We start from the raw sequence: 15779 nt of genomic DNA, 5'->3' as shown, positions 1-15779 counted from the left end.
TCCAGCGTGCAAGTCATCATAAGCTGCTAAACGGGCTAAGATGCCCAACGACTGCGTAACATCAGTAAGTACCACAACCAAAAGGCCGGGATGCCCCGTCCTTTTGGTACTCGCGGCCGCCTGAAAAGCCGTTTATCAAGGACGCTACTTGCCGCGCACAACCATGGTGCCGCTGCCCTGGGCAGGCTGGCCGCTCAGGCTCACGCCCTCAGCCACGGCCTGGAACGTGCCGCTGCCATCGGCCGTGAAGAAGTGCAGCTCGACCTGGCCATTGGCATTGGTGCGCACGCTGGGGTTCCAGTAGAGGGTACTGGTGCGGGGGTCGGCGGGCGGGTTGGTGAGCAAGGCGTTGTAGCGTGGCTGGTAGAATTCGCGGGCCGTGTAATAGCCCGGCAGCTTCACCGTGGCAATACCGGGCGCGGCGGGCAGGTCCTGGCCTTTATAATTCGGGTCAGCCCGCTTGGTGTAAATAGCAATAGCGCCCCCGCTACCCCCAAAAATGGCAGCTTCGGGCCCCTTGAATATTTCCACTGATTCCACATCGGAGGCAGTGAGGTTGCCGATGAACGAAATATCGACCTTCTGACCATCCAAAATCATGAGTGGCGTTCCCTGTCCCCGAATCTGCACCGTCATATCGGGTGGATTACCGGTGACAGTCAGGCCAGGCACCCGCGATTGCAGCATTTGCAGCACTGACATGCCGGACTGAGCCATGGGGTTATTGGCAAAATCAACCACCGTGCTGCCCGTGGCCCCGTACAGACGGCGCGGGTCGTCGCGCGGTACGGCCACCCGCTTGGCCGTGACGGCCACATTGCCCAGGATGATGTTGCGGATGGCTTTTTCGGGGTGCAGCTCCAGGTCGGCGGCCTGGGCCTGGCGGCTGCGGCGCACGTAGGCAGCCACGCCGGGCGGGGCGGCAGCTACGGGCGGCAACACGGGCAATGGTCCGCGGGCTGGCACCGGCCCATTATCGGGCAGGATAAGGACGTTGGAACCGCCCTGCGACCGCCGCGCCTGGAGCGTAATAACGGCGGTATCCCGCAGCGGGAAGCCGGAGAAGGTGAAACGGCCATCGGCGTTGGTGGTAGCCGTCGTCACGTTGCGCGCCGGTTTGGTTTGTAGGAAAGTGAGCTGACTGTTCGGTATCGGGCGGTTGCCGTGCTCGCTTACTACCTGCCCGGTGAGCACAATATCCTGCTCCGGGGTGAAGGGCGCGGGCGGGGCCTGCCCGGCCAACACCGCTTTCCACACGAAGCGCCGCCAGCCTTGCGTCAGCAGCAGGTCATCGAGGGCCTGGGCCGTGGCAGCCGACTGTTCCCGGAAGTAATAGCCGGGGTTTTCGACATAGCCCGCCAAGTCAGACGTCAGCAGCAGGTTCGAGGCGATAGTTCCGGCGTTGGGGTCGAGGGCAGTGAGACCGGCGTCGCTCACAGCCAGCGAGAAGTTGGTAGCCACGGGCTGGCCCTGAGCATCGGCTACGCGCACGGTAAGCTGCACCGGTGCGTGGGGGCCGTAGCTGGCTTGGTCGGGCGTGACGCTGATGCGGAGAGCGGCCGGGCCGTTCTGCACGAAAGCCAGCCGCTCGCACTGCGGCACACCCTGCGCATCAAACAGCGTGAAGTGCACAATGCCGTTGGGGTAGTTCTTCTTGGGCATGCGCCAGGAAGCGGGCACGTCGCCCGTGAGCGGACGCGGGCCGGGATAGGCGGCCACGCCGCGCACCTGGCTCATCAGCTGCACGGGACCGGGCGCGGGTACGCCAGTGGCCCCGCGGTAGCGCGCTTCCACCAAAAAGCTCTCGCTGGTTTCAACCACGCGCAGGGTGTAGCCCGCAGGCTTCGCCACTGGCAAGGGGTAATCGACGGTGCTGCCATCGGGCAGCGTGAGGTGGGCGTGGTAGCGCTGGCCACTGCCGGGCACCAACGAAAAGCGCCCCATGCCCGCGTGCCGGCTGCTGAAAGCGGCTACTATCACGGCGTTCTGGGCATTCCGAATCTGGCCACGTACCACAATGCTTCGACCATTAACATCGATGGCTTTGCAGGCCACCACGGCGGGCAGCCCCTCTACCATATTGCCGCCTTCCGGGAAAAACTGCACGTCGGGCCGGCTGGCCGTGGCCCCGCCCGGCCCCCGCTGCTTGCGGGCCACCAGGGCAGCGGCCTCCGCCGTGAGCTCCTGCGGGCCGATGGGCGACGCGGGCCAAATGCTCAGACGGCGGCTATACACGAAGTCATCGCCCGCGTTGCGCATCCAGTTGGTGTAGGCGCGCAGCACGTAGGTGCCGGCGGCCAACGAATCGGCAATGTCGAGGTCGCCGCTGGCCCGGCCGCCCTGCAGGCGCAGCGTGCGGCGCGCCACTACTTTTTGCTGGGCCGAAAGCAAGTCGACATGCAGCACTTGGCTGAGCGAGTCGAGCTGGTGCTGATTGGCGTCCACCACGTAGGCGCTGAACCAAATGGTTTCGCCGGTGGCATACACCGGGCGGTCGAGGTGCAGGTAGGCCTTTTCGCCCCGGGCCGCCGTGTAGTATTCCGACATTTGCCGCGCAATGCGCTGCAGGGGAGTTTCCTCAAGGGGTTGTGGTCGAAAGGCCATTAGGCCGAGCCCACCGGCCAGCACAACGGCCACTATTGCTTTCTGCACGCGCACAATTCTCATGGTTGCATTCTAGTCAAAATCAGTTGGTTCGATGGAAAACCAACCGCAAGGTTACGGGACCAACATGGCAAGGCCATGAAGCCGGATGGCTGGCCGGAAGTTGCTTAAACTACCCGAATTCGCCTTTATTCCTTTTCGAAAATGGCCGATACCCAGCTGCGCAGTGTGCGGTGACGCTGGTAGCGCAAGCCGTGCTTGCTCGCTTCAGCCGTGATTTTGGGCAGGTCTTCCTCGTAGAAACCGCTGAACAAGATGGGCCGGCCGCTGGGCAGCAGGCGGGCGTAATCGTGCATGTCTTCGAGCAGCACGTTGCGGTTAATGTTGGCCAGAATCAAGTCGAAAGGCTCTTCATTGGCCAGCGTCTCCACTCCGCCCAGGCGGCACTCGATGGTGTGGCACTGGTTTTCAGCGGCGTTGTCGCGGGCGTTTTCCACGGTCCAGGGCTCGGTGTCCACGGCCAGGATTTGGCGGGCCCCCAGCAGCTCGGCCATGATGGCCAGGATGCCGGTACCGGTGCCCATGTCGAGCACGCGCAGGCCTTTGTGGCTCACATCAAGCTGATTTTCAATCATCAGGGCCGTGGTTTCGTGGTGGCCCGTGCCGAATGACATGCGCGGCATAATCACGATGTCGTAGTCCACGCCGGCCGGCGCGGGGTGGAACGGGGCCCGCACCGAAACCCGCTCGGCAATGATGAGGGGCTGAAAGTTCTTCTCCCACTCGGCGTTCCAGTTCTGGCGGGTGATGACGCGGTGCGAGTGGCTCAGCTCGCCCTGGCCCTCGTAGCGGCTCATGATTTCGGCCACCGCGTCGGGGTTAAACACTTCTTCGGTGGTGTAGGCGCAAAAGCCCGCGTCGTTGTCTTCAAAGGTGTCGAAACCTACTTCGGCCAGCTCGGCCACCAAAATGTCGGCCAGCTCACGCGGGGCTTCAACGGTCAGTTCAATAAAATCCATTCGGAACAGGAATTAAAAATGAAGGATTAAAAATCAAGTTATGAAGGCGTTAGCAGGGAGTGAATGTTGTCATCCCAAGCTGCCTACACGGCTTCACCGCTAATTTTTAATTCTTTTCGTACCCGCAAAGGTCGCCCAAAAAGTTAGGCCCCGATGCCGCGCCACAAGCGGCGGCGCAAGCGGCCATCATTGCGCAGCACTGCCCGGATAGGCCACCAAGCCGAAGCGGTGATAACGGCCGCCAGCGCAATGCGCGCCCACCACGGCAAAAAATACAGGGCCGCCGCCGTGGCAATGGTGGCGAGGCTCATGAGCGCGCTGGCGTTGCGGTTGCTGGTGAAGTCGACGGCTTTCACTACCGCTCTGGCCTGGTAAAAGCTGCCCCAAAGCCCCAGGCTGGTGAGCGCAGCTGCGCCCAGCGGCAGCAGCCCCAGCAACGGCCAGAACGTGCGGGGGAACAAGCCCAGCAGGAACGCCGCCGTGAGCAGGCAGTCGAACAGCACCACCGGCAGCACCAGCCGCAGGTACAGCACCAGCATTCGCCGCGTGAGGCCCAAGCGCTGTATCTCATTGGCCGCCATGGTTTTCATGAAGCCGAATAAGTTGTTGTTGGTGTAGGTGAAGCCGACCAGCGGCACCAGCGCCAGGTAAAAAAACGACTGGCCCTTCAGCTTCTCGTTGTCGCCCATGCCCCAGCGCGTAATGCCCAATATGACCACCTTCATTACCAGGCCCATCAGCAGCAACACCCATACTTTAGAGAAGTAAGCGCGATGCTCCGGCGACAGCCGCGCCAGCAGCGAGCCCGAAACCGGCGCGGCGGGCGCTTCAGCATCGGGCAAGTAGCGGGCGCTGAAGTACGGCCCCAGCCAATACAGCTGCCCCGCGCCCAGCAGCCAGGGCAGCACGGCCATGGCCACACCCAGCGGCGTGCTGTAGCTGGCTTCGGGGTGGGCCAGCCACCACAGCATCAGGCCCAGGCTGGCCAGGTGGGCCAGCATGAGCGGGTGCCGCCAGCGCCGTAGCGCCACCAGCAGCCGCAGGTTGAAGCTGAACACGGTGGCTCCCAACATCAGCAGCAGGCTGAAGCCCGGCACCACGGCGTTGTGCGGCACGGTTACCACGGCCACCACCAACGCCGTTATAATCAGCAGGCGGCGCAGGGTTATCAGGTTCAGCAGAAAGGCCGACACCACGTTCCAGCGGGCCGATACCGGAAAATGCTCGGGCAATACCCGCGTTACCGGCCGTAGCGCGGGTAAAAAATCAACCAGCAGCGCCGAGCTCAGCCAGGCGGCATTTAGCGCCACCTGTAGTTTGGGCAGGAAATCGGCCGATTCTTCCGAGGAGCCGGAGCCGCCGTGGCTCAGCAGGATGCCCAGGCCGGCTCCGTAGGCCACCATCAGGGCCAGCAGCAGCAGGACCATGGTGCGCTCGCCGCCGTCGGCGGGCCAGAGCACGGCGCGCAGGCGGCGGCGCAGCAGGTAGGGCAGAAAATGGCCGAGCCGGCCGCCAGTGCCCGTGGGTGCTAGCGTTGCGAGGTCAGCCATGTCAGGTCCTGGGCTTGGTTGGTGGCGGGGTGCAGCAGCTGGAGCAGGGCATCGCCGAGGGCGGCGCGCTCGCCATGGGCAAACTCGTCCATCGTGCCCCAGAATTTCACTTCGCTCTCGTCAATTATCAATAAGTGGGTGGCCAGCTGCTCGATGTGGCCCAGGTTGTGCGACGAGATGAAGGTGAGCGCCTGCGGCTGGTAGCTGCGCAGCAGGCTCAGCACGCGGTCGGCGGCAAACACGTCGAGGCCGTTGAAGGGCTCGTCCAGAATCAGCAGCTCGGGGCGGTGCAGCAGGCACGAGGCAATGGCCACGCGCTGCTTCATGCCGGTCGAGAACGTGCTCAGGCGCTTGCGGCGCACGGTGTCGTAGTCCTCCAGCAGGTGAGCCAGCAGGCTGGCAATGCGCGTCTGGGCATCGGGCAGCTCATAGATGCGGGCCACGAACTGCAAATATTCCTCAGCCGTGAGCTCCTCCACGAGGTAGCCCTGGTTCACCAGGGCTACCATGCGGCGCTTCGTGGCTACCGGGAAAGTTTCGCCCAGCGCCTCGCCATCGAGGATGATGCGGCCGCTGGTAGGCAGCAGCACGTTGGTAAGCAGGTTGAAAAGTGTGCTTTTACCCGCGCCGTTGCGGCCCAGCACGCCCACGCACATGCCGGGGCCGGCCGTCAGGCTCAGGTCGCGCAGCACGGTTTTGGGCCCAAAGGACTTGGTGAGACTTTGTAAGGTTAATTCCATGGAAAAGAGTGAAAACAGAACGTCATGCCGGGCGTAGCCGAGGCATGACGCGAACGGTAGCGACTCAATCGTTGCCACGACCAAATCATTACTACCGCACGCGAGATGCCTCGGCTACGCTCAGCATGACGTTTCTGAAAAACTTACTTGTTCGACTTATTGCTTGCAGCCGGCAAACGAGCGCACCGTGGTGTAGTGGATAGAAAAGTCGGCTTTGCTGCGGTCGGGGGTCACGAACAGCACGTAGTCGGCGAAATCGCGGGCGGGGGCATCGGCCCACAGGCCTACTTTATCGGCAAATAGCTTGTTGGTTTCCTTGAATACGATGAGGTCGGCGAAGGCCTCCTGGGGCTCCACGTATACTGTGCCGAAGCAGTAGGGCCGGCGGGCGGGGTCGGTTTCGAGGTATACCGAGCCGTAGATTTTGCACGGCTCCAGCGAGCCCGCAGCCGGGGCTTTGGCGGGCAGCAGGGCCAGCAGAAAGGAGAGCAGGAAGGAGAGCATAGCGAGTTGGGCGAATTTTGACTAGGGAGCGTGGGCGGCTACTGACAAGTGCCGTGCCGTTAACTCCGCACTCCTCGGTTAAAATCCAACCTTGTTTAAAACGACTGAATAATCGCCAGGAAGTCGGCCGCTTTCAGCGAAGCGCCGCCAATCAGGCCGCCGTCCACATCGGGTTGCGCGAACAGCTCCTTCGCGTTCTGCGCGTTGGCTGAGCCACCGTAGAGAATCGTGGTATCGAGGGCGGCCTGAGCATCGTAGGCGCGGGCAATCTGCTCGCGGATGAAGGCGTGCACCTCCTGGGCCTGCGCGCTGGTAGCGGTGCGGCCCGTGCCAATGGCCCAGATGGGCTCGTAGGCAACGGTGACCTGGGCAAACTCCTCGTTGCTGAGGTGAAACAATCCGTCGGTAAGCTGCTTGGCAATATAATCGAACGTTTCGTCGGCCTCGCGGGTGTCCAGCGACTCGCCCACGCAGAAGATGGGTTTGAGGCCAGCGGCCAGCGCGGCCTTCAGCTTCTGGCCGAGCAGCTTGTCGTCCTCGCCGAAGTACTGGCGACGCTCCGAGTGGCCCAGAATCACGTATTCGCAGCCCACCGATGCCAGCATAGAGGCCGACACTTCGCCGGTGAAGGCGCCGCTTTCTTTCTGGTGGCAGTTCTGCGCGCCCAGGTGGAAATTAGCCGATTTGGGCAGCAGTTGCCCCACGCCGTGCAGCAATGGAAAAGGCGGGCAGATAACAACTTGCGGCGCGTTGGCGGCCGGAGCGGCCTCGCCGGCCAATCGAGCCATTTCTTCTACCAGAGCCATCCCCTCAGGGTAGGTCAGGTTCATTTTCCAGTTGCCGGCAACGAGGTTTTGGCGCATAATCAAGCGGGACAGGTAAGGGGAAGTACTACCCGCAAAGCTAAGCCCCAAACCACTGCGTGGGAGGAATGAGCGTGTGGAAGAACGTCCTGTTCTCAGTCAACCCGTCGGCTCGCGTTGCGGGCGGCGATTTCGGCCTCCGCAGCGGCCGCAGCTTCGTCGCGCAGCTGCCAGGGAGTTTTGCGGCCGCCCATCCGTGAAAACACGAAGCCGGCCACAACGCTCACGGTGGCCCCGACCAGCGCGGCCCAGCCCAGCTCGGGCACTTCGCCCAGCCGCGCCACCCACAGCCAAGCCAGCGCCCACGCCACCACCAACGGGAATACCAGGTCGCGGAATACGCGGCTCATCAGCAGCCCTATGGCTACCACCGCGAAAATCAGCCCCAATGTGAGCGTCACGGACAATCCTGCGGCGGGCTGCCAGCCCAGCTGTTGCAAGCCAATGGTGATGTTGATGACCGAGGCCACCGAAATCCACCCCAAATACAGCGAGAAGGGTACGCCAGCCAAGACGGGAGCAGCCTCGGCGAAGATGCGCCGTCGGGCCCGGCCGTAGGTCACAATGAGGCAGCCCAGAATGAGCACCATGACGCCCACGCTGGGCAAAATCATTTCGTTGGCAAACAGCACCACCCAGCTCGCGGTAGCCACACTGGCCAGCGTGAGGGGCTTGGCCAGCGCATCAGGCAGCGACAGTTTCTGCTGCCCGGGCAATAACTGCCACACGGCGTACACCGCCAAGCTCAGAAAAATCAGTCCCCAGATGCTAAATGCATAACCAGCGGGCGTGAGCAACGTTGGGTATTTGGCTGACACCATTCCCATGGTTTGCCCCGCAAACGGACGCGTATTGGCGTAGTAATTGAGGAAAATATTGCCAAAAATGGCGGCGGCGGCTAGCCAGCGCCACGCCCGGCCAGTGGCCGTGCGGTCGGGGGTGGCGTAGTGGTCGGGAGCGGAAGCGGTGAGCGGCATGATGGCGCGATAGGTGGGTGACCTACGAAGCTGCAAGTGAATCGGATTAGGTGCCAGAGGCACTCAAGGCGACGCACTGGGAGCGCGGGCGGTGGGGTAGAAACAGACATCGAACCTGCGCAATTAATCAGGCGACAGGCTCAGTGCCGCAACATTACACTTTCTCCGCTAGAAAACGCGCGGTATGGTTCGAATCTTTCAATTTCACCAACTCCTCCGGCGTGCCTTCAAAAAGCAAGTGGCCGCCGTTGAGGCCGCCTTCGGGGCCCAGGTCGATGAGCCAGTCGGCGCATTTAATGATATCGACGTTGTGCTCGATGATGAGCACGGAATTACCCTGCTCGATGAGCGCATTGAGGGCTCCCAGCAGCTTGGCGATGTCGTGGAAGTGCAGGCCGGTGCTGGGCTCATCAAAGATGAACAGGATTTTATCTTGGTGAAGGGTAGCGCCTTTGGTGAGGAAGCTGGCCAGCTTCACCCGCTGGGCCTCCCCGCCCGAGAGCGTGTTGGCCGACTGCCCCAGGCGGATATAGCCCAGGCCCACATCCTCCAGCGGCTTGAGGCGCTCGGCTACTTTGGGCTGGCTTTTGAAGAACTGAACGGCATCGGTCACAGTCAGCTCCAGCACTTCGTCGATGCCCTTGTCCTGGTACTTAATGTCCAGAATGTCCTGCTTGAATTTTCGACCGCCGCAGCCTTCGCAGGTCAGGTAGATGTCGGCCATGAACTGCATTTCGATTTTCACCTGGCCTTCACCCTGGCACACTTCGCAGCGCCCGCCGTCCACGTTGAAGGAGAAGTGCGACGGCTTGAGGCCCCGAGCCTTGGCCAGCGGCAGCTCCGAAAACAGGGTTCGGATGGCATCGTACGCCTTCACGTAAGTCACTGGGTTCGAGCGCGACGACTTGCCGATGGGGTTCTGGTCCACAAACTCGACGTGCGACACCTGCCCGTTCACGCCGGTGAGACGGTCGAACTTGCCGGTGCTTTCGCCCGCGCCACCGCCCAGCATCTTCATCAGGGCCGGGGCCAGAATGCGCTTGATGAGCGTGGATTTGCCCGAGCCCGACACACCCGTCACCACGGTCATCACGCCAAGCGGAATCTTCACGCTCACGTTTTTGAGGTTATTTTCGCGGGCTCCCGTTAGCTCCAGCGCGTTGCGCCAGGGGCGGCGCACGGCGGGCACGGCCACTTCCATGCGGCCGCTCAGGTACTGGCCGGTGTACGTGGTGGTGTCCTGCAGCAGCTCGGCCATGGTGCCCTGAAACATCAGGTTGCCGCCGCCGCTGCCGGCTTCGGGGCCGATGTCGATAATCTGGTCGGCGGCTTCCATCATTTTCTCCTCGTGCTCCACCACCACCACGGTGTTGCCGAGCTGCTGCAACGAGCGCAGCACGCCGATGAGTTGCTCCGCATCCTTCGGGTGCAGGCCAATACTGGGTTCATCGAGCACATACATGGAGCCCACCAAGGCTGAACCCAACGAGGTGGCCAGCGAAATGCGCTGACTTTCGCCGCCGCTGAGCGTGTTGCTCAAGCGGTTCAAGGTCAAGTAGCCCAGTCCCACGCGGTTGAGGTAACCGAGTCGATTGGTGATTTCCGTCACGAGGCGTTCGGCCACTTTGGCGTCGTGCTCGCTCAGGCTCATGTTCTGAAAAAACGTCAGCGCGTCGGAGATGGGCAGCAGCACGATATCGGCAATGCTGCGGCCGTCGATGCGCACATACTGGGCATCTTTGCGCAGGCGGGTACCGCGGCAGTCGGGGCAGGTAGTGCGGCCCCGGTAGCGGCTTTGCAGCACGCGGTACTGGATTTTATGGGTTTGCTCGCTCACCCATTTGAAATATTTGTCCAGGCCGTCGAAGTGCTTGTTGCCGGTCCAGAGCAGGCGCTGCTCGGCTTCGCTCAGGTCGTTGTAGGGCCGGTGAATGGGGAAGTCGAAGCGGATGCCGTTTTTCAGCAGCGGCTTCAGCCACTCGCCCTGCTTCTCGGTGCGCCAAGGGGCAATCGCGCCTTCGTACACCGTCAGGCTCTTATCCGGAATCACCAAATCCTCGTCAATGCCCAGCACCGAGCCAAAACCCTCGCAGGTTTGGCAGGCGCCGTAGGGGTTATTGAAGGAGAAGAAGTTGACGCTGGGTTCTTCAAACACCAGGTCGTCCAGCTCAAACTTATCAGAGAAAGTTCTCGTTTCTGGTGCCGGGCTTTTCTCTGTTGAGGCGATAGCTGCCGCTTGCTCACTGCTGACTATTAACTGAACCTGGCAAGTGCCGTGGCCTTCGAAAAAAGCGGTTTGCACCGAGTCCGCGAGGCGGAAGAGCAGGTCCTCGTCATCGGGGCGCAGCACGGCGCGGTCAATCATAATAAAAACGTCGCCCTTCACTTCGGGCTGCCCCTCCCCTATCAGGTCCTCAATCTGGGAAGTCACGCCGCCGGCCACCACGCGGCTGTAGCCTTTTTGCAGCAGCAGGTCCAGCTCCTTATTCATGGTGCGGGTGTGGTCGGCGCGGTGCAGCGGGGCCAGAATCATGACCTTGGCGCCCTCGGGCTGCGCGGCCAGAAAATCGACCACATCGGCCACGTTATCCTTGCGCACCTGCTCGCCGCTGACGGGCGAAAACGTGCGGCCCACCCGCGCAAACAGCAGCTTGAGGTAGTCGTAAATCTCGGTGCTCGTGCCCACCGTCGAGCGGTTGTTCTTGATGCTAACCTTCTGCTCGATGGCAATGGCCGGCGAGATGCCCCGGATATAGTCTACGTCGGGCTTGTCCATGCGGCCCAGAAACTGGCGGGCGTAGCTGCTCAGACTTTCCACGTACATGCGCTGGCCTTCAGCATACAGTGTGTCAAACGCCAGGCTCGACTTGCCCGAGCCGCTCAGGCCCGTGATGACGATGAATTGGTTGCGCGGCAGGGCTACGCTGAGATTTTTAAGGTTGTGAACCCGAGCGTTTTTGATGAGGATAAATTCGCGCGGGTCGAGGTTATCAATGGCGTTGTCGGCGGGGGCCGAAACTTGCAGCGAGTCTTTTTTGGGCATAAACGAACTAACAATGGGAGGGGGCCGGAAGGTTTCGGCCCAGGCCCATTTGCTTGGGGCCACGAAGGTACGGCCGGTAGGAAGGCAGGAATAAATTGTTTTTAATAATTAGAGGCTTGCCTAATCATCTTTGTACTATTGCATGTCCATTCTCACCTTCCACTTCCCATGCGCACACTTACCCGCTTTCTGTTCGGCACCTGCTTCGCCCTCATTGCCGCCCGCACCCACGCCCAAACCGCCCGCCCCAGCCTCACCGGCAACTGGGCAGGCACGCTAATGGGCACGCTGGATTTTACCGCCCATCTCACCGACCCGGCCAGTGGGCCGCGCACGGCCACGCTGGATATTCCGGCGCAAAAGGCGCAAGGGTTAGTCATGCAGTTTACCACCCCCGCCGACAGCGTGTACCTGCGCATGCGCCAGCCCGTGGCCGCACAATTTGCCGGCCGGCGCTCAGTCGATGGGCAGCAGCTGGTAGGCGAATGGCAGCAGGGGCTGCGCTCGTTCCCGCTCACGCTCAGCCGCCAAGGCAGCACCGGAAAAGTATCGGGCCCCAACCGCCCCCAAACGCCGCAACCGCCCTTCCCCTATCAGTCGGCCGATATCACCTTCAAAAACGAGAAAGCCGGCGTGACGCTGGCCGGCACCTACACCGTGCCCGCCGACATGGGCCCGTTTCCGGCTGTGGTGCTGCTCACCGGCTCGGGGCCGGAGGACCGCAACGAAACCATCCTTGGCCATCAGCCCTTCGCGGTGCTGGCCGACTACCTCACGCGCCGGGGCATTGCCGTGCTGCGGTTTGATGACCGGGGCGTGGGCCAATCCGGCGGCACGCTGGCCGGCACCACCAGCGCCGACTACACCGCCGATGCCCAGGCCGCGCTGGCGTGGCTGCGCGCCCAGCCGGGCATTCGCAAAAACCAGGTGGGCCTGGTGGGCCACAGCCAAGGCGGCACGGCCGCGATGGGGGCCGCCATACTGCCCGCCGGGCCCGACTTTCTGGTGTTGCTGGCCACGCCGGGCATCCCCGGCGATGAGCTGATTGTGCAGCAGTCGTTGGCCATAGCACGCTTGCAAACCACGGATGCCGCGCAACTGGCTACCACTGAAAAGATGCAACGGGCCATGACCCAGATTGTGCAGAAAAACCCCGATAATGCCCGGGCAAAGGCCCAGCTCCGGGCCTACTATACCGCCATCGACCCGCAGCTGGCGGCCCGGCTGGAACCGCAACTGGCGATGCTAACCTCGCCCGACTACCGTAGCATTCTGGCCGACCGGCCCGCTCAAACGCTGGCGAAAGTGCATTGCCCGGTACTGGCCATCGGGGGCAGCAAGGATGTTCAGGTGCCCGCTACGGCCAGCCTCGCGGCCACTGCGGCGGCCCTAAAAACGGCGGGCAACCGCGACGTGACCGTGAAGGAATTGCCCGGCCTCAACCACTTATTCCAGACTGCGGACACGGGCAGTACGGCCGAGTACGGCACCGTTGAGGAAACCTTCGCGCCGGCTGCTCTTCAGGTAGTAGGCGACTGGATTACGCAGCACACCCGCAAGTAGAGTAGGCCGCATTTATGGCTGATGATTTTCAAATGGTCGGCCCCGTAGGCTGACCAGCTGCTTTTTAACACCGCTCAAAAGCCGGGCATAAATCAATTGCCAAAAGAAAAGATTTGTTGTACTTTTCAGCCTCAATATGCCCAAATCTACGTCTATTATAGGCTGATTCCATGATACGATTTCTGCTTGCCGCCCTTTTTCTGCTTCATTTTCTTCCTTCGGCTGGCGCAGCCACTCTACCTACTCCCGTTCCGCTCAACGGCCAATGGAAAGGCCCCCTGAAGCTGCTCGGCGGCGAAATCTCCCTCATTATCACCATTGTGCCGCTCACCGACGGCACTTTTTATGCGGCCCTCGACGCGCCGCAGCAGCGCATCAGCCGCATGCCGGTGGAGGTAGAGCTGAAAGACGATAACCTCACCCTGCGCATCGAGCAGGCTGGCAGCAGCTTCGTGGGCAAGGTCCTCGATGGCGGGGCTACCCTGCAAGGCACCTGGAAGCAACCCGGTGTGACGGCTCCCATGGTGCTCACGCGGGTGGTGGCCTCCACGCAGGCCGTCACCCGGTTTAAAGCCACCCCGCCCTACCGCGAGTCGGAGGTCAGCTTTGTGAATCCCACCACCAAAAGCCACCTCAGTGGCACGCTCACGGTGCCGGCCGGCGAAGGCCCATTTGCGGGCGTGGTGCTGCTTACCGATTCGGGCCCCCAAACCCGCGACGTGGAGGTGAACGGCTACCGCATGTTTGGCCAGCTCGCCGATTACCTCACCCGCCACGGCATCGCCGTGCTGCGCTTCGACGACCGGGGCGCGGGCAAATCGACCGGCAATTATGCCACTGCTACCACCGCCGGCTTCGTGACCGATGCCCAGGCCGCGCTCACGTTTCTGCGCTCACGTCCGCTGGTATCGGCGCACCGCGTGGGCTTGCTCGGGCACGGCGAAGGGGCCAACGTGGCCCTGCTCACGGCCGCCGAGCCGGGCCGGGCCCCGGCCTTTGTAGTGTCCTTGGCCGGCTACGGCCAGCCCGGCGACGAAGTGCTCCGGCGGCAGCAGGGCGAAATCATGCGCCTGATTGGGGCCGACCCGTCGCAGGTGAAAGCCGCGCAGGACGTGTACCAGCGCACGGTCGACGTTATCCGCCAAACGCCTGACAACCCCACCGCCCGCACCAAAGTAGCCTCGCTGCTCACCGGAGCCAACATGGGCGTTGATGCCAGCATGGCCCGCGCCCGCGCCGTGCAGCTGACCTCGCCGTGGTCACGGTATTTTTTCGATTTCAACCCCCAGGCGCAGCTGGCCAAGGTGCAGTGCGCGGTGCTGCTGCTCAACGGCACCGCCGATTTGCAGGTATCGGCCCGGCGCAATATGACGCCGCTCTACAAAGCCCTGCGCCGCGCCAAGCGCACGGCCGTTTCGTATAAGCTCGACGGCATCAACCACCTGTTTCAACCCGCGCCCGCCCGGTGGCCGATGATAAACGGCGTGCAGCAAGCCGTTTTCTCCCCGGATGGGTTGAAGCTCATCCAAACGTGGGTAGCGCAGGAAACCCGCCTGCCCGGCGGCCCGCTACCCGTCACGGTGAAGCGCCCCCCGTCCTCGGCCCGTAAGGTGAACCGTACGCCCAGCACCACGAAATCACGCAGCTGATTCAACCGGTTGGGGTGAGTGGTTTTGCGGGCATTTTGCCTATACTTGCAGCTACTGCCGAAGGTGAATCGGCCCACGCCGAACACCTTCGCCACCCTCATCCTTCGTTTCTACCACGATGCCGCCCTCGCCGCCACCGCGTCCCCGCCGGTTTTGGGATGCTATTAGTCCCACGCGCTGGCTGCGGCGCTACTTCGGTTACTCGCGCGGCGAGGCCCGGGGCGTGGTTGGGGTGTTGCTGCTCATGCTGGCCTTCATCGTGGCCCCCATGCTGCTGCGCCCGGAACTGCCCAAGTACCTGCCCGCCGCTGACCAGCAAGGACTGAATGAGCTGGCCGCGCAACTAAAAGAGCACCGCACGGCCGAGCAAGGCTTTGCGAACCGCTACCCCCGGCGCGACTATAAAAAGTTTGCGCGCGGCGGCTCGCGCTACCCCAAAGTCGCGCCGGTGCGCCTCGCTCCTTTCGACCCCAATGCCCTGACCGCCGAGGGCTGGGAGGCCCGCGGGGTGCCGCATTTTGTGGCGGCCCGCATCGTGAAATACGGCGCGGCGGCCGGCGGCTTCAAAGCCAAAGCGCAGGTGAAGAAAATGTACGGGCTCGATGATTCGGTGTACCAGCGGTTGGCTCCCTTCATGCAGCTGCCCGACGCAGCACCGAAGCGCGAGTACGCCGCCAACCGGCCGGGGCCGGATGGCAAGTTCCCACCCTTCGCCAGCCCCGATGCTGCGGCTGGCAAGTTCCCCCGCAAGCCCCGTAACCTCCAGCCCTTCGACCTGAACACCGCCGATACCACGCAGCTAATGCAAATTCGCGGCATTGGCGCGGGGCGCGCCAAGTGGGTGGTGCGGTTCCGCAACCAGCTCGGCGGCTACCTGCGCGAAGACCAGCTCGACGAGGTATTCGTGCTACGGGATGCCCCGGATTTGCGTGACAGCCTCAAAAAATACACGTTCGTGACGGCTGGCTACGCTCCCAAAACTTTGAATGTAAATATCGCCACCTTCGATGAGCTGTACCTGCACCCCTACATCGGCAAGCCGCGGGCACGGCTCATCATAGCCTACCGGCAGCAGCACGGCCCGTACAAAACGGTGGAGGATTTGAAGCAGATTCCAATTCTGAAGCTGACCGACTGGGAAAAGATGCGGCCTTACGTGCGCTGCGAGTAGCAGATTAGGTAAGCTACCCATACTGCAATAAATGCAGCAACTGAAACCACAAGAATCAAGGTATTTTTGTGGTTCACCTAGTGGTGGTTAGCCTTG

At 62.4% G+C, this 15779-nt stretch carries 11 protein-coding genes; 3 read left to right on the top strand and 8 right to left on the bottom strand.

The genetic code is table 11. The features are described from left to right. Positions 1–144 precede the first annotated feature (144 nt). From IEW17_RS14335 to uvrA, 8 genes are all read right to left on the bottom strand, one after another. Positions 145–2667, bottom strand: coding sequence for a TonB-dependent receptor plug domain-containing protein (locus IEW17_RS14335; RefSeq protein WP_188562737.1), 2523 nt, complete (start codon positions 2665–2667; stop codon positions 145–147). Positions 2668–2792: 125 nt separating this feature from the next. Continuing rightward, a complete protein-coding gene (gene prmA, locus IEW17_RS14330) occupies positions 2793–3623 on the bottom strand; it encodes a 50S ribosomal protein L11 methyltransferase (RefSeq protein ID WP_188562736.1) in 831 nt (276 codons plus the stop codon). Positions 3624–3766: 143 nt separating this feature from the next. Beyond that, positions 3767–5173 carry a hypothetical protein gene (locus tag IEW17_RS14325; RefSeq protein ID WP_188562735.1) on the bottom strand — a complete coding sequence of 469 codons (1407 nt, stop codon included), beginning with the start codon at positions 5171–5173 and terminating at the stop codon, positions 3767–3769. Further along, complete coding sequence (locus IEW17_RS14320; RefSeq protein ID WP_188562734.1) at positions 5152–5913, bottom strand: ABC transporter ATP-binding protein; 762 nt, start codon at positions 5911–5913, stop codon at positions 5152–5154. Before IEW17_RS14320 ends, IEW17_RS14325 begins: the two co-directional genes overlap by 22 nt. Before the next feature lie 156 nt (positions 5914–6069). Then, positions 6070–6417 (bottom strand): 7(1) septoil knot domain-containing protein, encoded by a 348-nt coding sequence (locus IEW17_RS14315; protein ID WP_188562733.1) that lies wholly within the window; start codon positions 6415–6417, stop codon positions 6070–6072. 95 nt (positions 6418–6512) lie between these two features. Then, a complete protein-coding gene (tpiA, locus tag IEW17_RS14310; protein WP_188562732.1) occupies positions 6513–7280 on the bottom strand; it encodes a triose-phosphate isomerase in 768 nt (255 codons plus the stop codon). A gap of 95 nt (positions 7281–7375) precedes the next feature. After that, positions 7376–8257: a TspO-related membrane protein gene (locus tag IEW17_RS14305; protein WP_188562731.1), complete on the bottom strand. Its 882-nt coding sequence runs from the start codon at positions 8255–8257 to the stop codon at positions 7376–7378. Between the two features lie 154 nt (positions 8258–8411). After that, complete coding sequence (uvrA, locus tag IEW17_RS14300; RefSeq protein WP_188562730.1) at positions 8412–11300, bottom strand: excinuclease ABC subunit UvrA; 2889 nt, start codon at positions 11298–11300, stop codon at positions 8412–8414. 168 nt (positions 11301–11468) lie between these two features. Here uvrA and IEW17_RS14295 point away from each other — a divergent pair, with 168 nt between their 5' ends. From IEW17_RS14295 to IEW17_RS14285, 3 genes are all read left to right on the top strand, one after another. Further along, positions 11469–12863, top strand: coding sequence for an alpha/beta hydrolase family protein (locus tag IEW17_RS14295; protein ID WP_188562729.1), 1395 nt, complete (start codon positions 11469–11471; stop codon positions 12861–12863). 170 nt (positions 12864–13033) lie between these two features. Continuing rightward, positions 13034–14512 (top strand): alpha/beta hydrolase family protein, encoded by a 1479-nt coding sequence (locus tag IEW17_RS14290; RefSeq protein WP_188562728.1) that lies wholly within the window; start codon positions 13034–13036, stop codon positions 14510–14512. Between the two features lie 118 nt (positions 14513–14630). Then, entirely contained in the window at positions 14631–15683 is a 1053-nt protein-coding gene (locus IEW17_RS14285; RefSeq protein WP_188562727.1) for a ComEA family DNA-binding protein, read from the top strand. The last annotated feature ends 96 nt before the right edge of the window (positions 15684–15779 follow it).

The organism is Hymenobacter frigidus (assembly GCF_014640435.1).
In the GTDB taxonomy this organism is placed as follows: domain Bacteria; phylum Bacteroidota; class Bacteroidia; order Cytophagales; family Hymenobacteraceae; genus Hymenobacter; species Hymenobacter frigidus.
Note: the sequence above shows the minus strand (reverse complement) of the source record. Positions and strands in the feature narration are given on the sequence as shown.

Bases quoted from the DNA above. Each gene is read 5' to 3' on its own strand.
- IEW17_RS14335 (WP_188562737.1), bottom strand. From the start codon at position 2,667: ATGAGAATTGTGCGCGTGCAGAAAGCAATAGTGGCCGTTGTGCTGGCC.
- prmA (WP_188562736.1), bottom strand. From the start codon at position 3,623: ATGGATTTTATTGAACTGACCGTTGAAGCCCCGCGTGAGCTGGCCGAC.
- IEW17_RS14325 (WP_188562735.1), bottom strand. From the start codon at position 5,173: ATGGCTGACCTCGCAACGCTAGCACCCACGGGCACTGGCGGCCGGCTC.
- IEW17_RS14320 (WP_188562734.1), bottom strand. From the start codon at position 5,913: ATGGAATTAACCTTACAAAGTCTCACCAAGTCCTTTGGGCCCAAAACC.
- IEW17_RS14315 (WP_188562733.1), bottom strand. From the start codon at position 6,417: ATGCTCTCCTTCCTGCTCTCCTTTCTGCTGGCCCTGCTGCCCGCCAAA.
- tpiA (WP_188562732.1), bottom strand. From the start codon at position 7,280: ATGCGCCAAAACCTCGTTGCCGGCAACTGGAAAATGAACCTGACCTAC.
- IEW17_RS14305 (WP_188562731.1), bottom strand. From the start codon at position 8,257: ATGCCGCTCACCGCTTCCGCTCCCGACCACTACGCCACCCCCGACCGC.
- uvrA (WP_188562730.1), bottom strand. From the start codon at position 11,300: ATGCCCAAAAAAGACTCGCTGCAAGTTTCGGCCCCCGCCGACAACGCC.
- IEW17_RS14295 (WP_188562729.1), top strand. From the start codon at position 11,469: ATGCGCACACTTACCCGCTTTCTGTTCGGCACCTGCTTCGCCCTCATT.
- IEW17_RS14290 (WP_188562728.1), top strand. From the start codon at position 13,034: ATGATACGATTTCTGCTTGCCGCCCTTTTTCTGCTTCATTTTCTTCCT.
- IEW17_RS14285 (WP_188562727.1), top strand. From the start codon at position 14,631: ATGCCGCCCTCGCCGCCACCGCGTCCCCGCCGGTTTTGGGATGCTATT.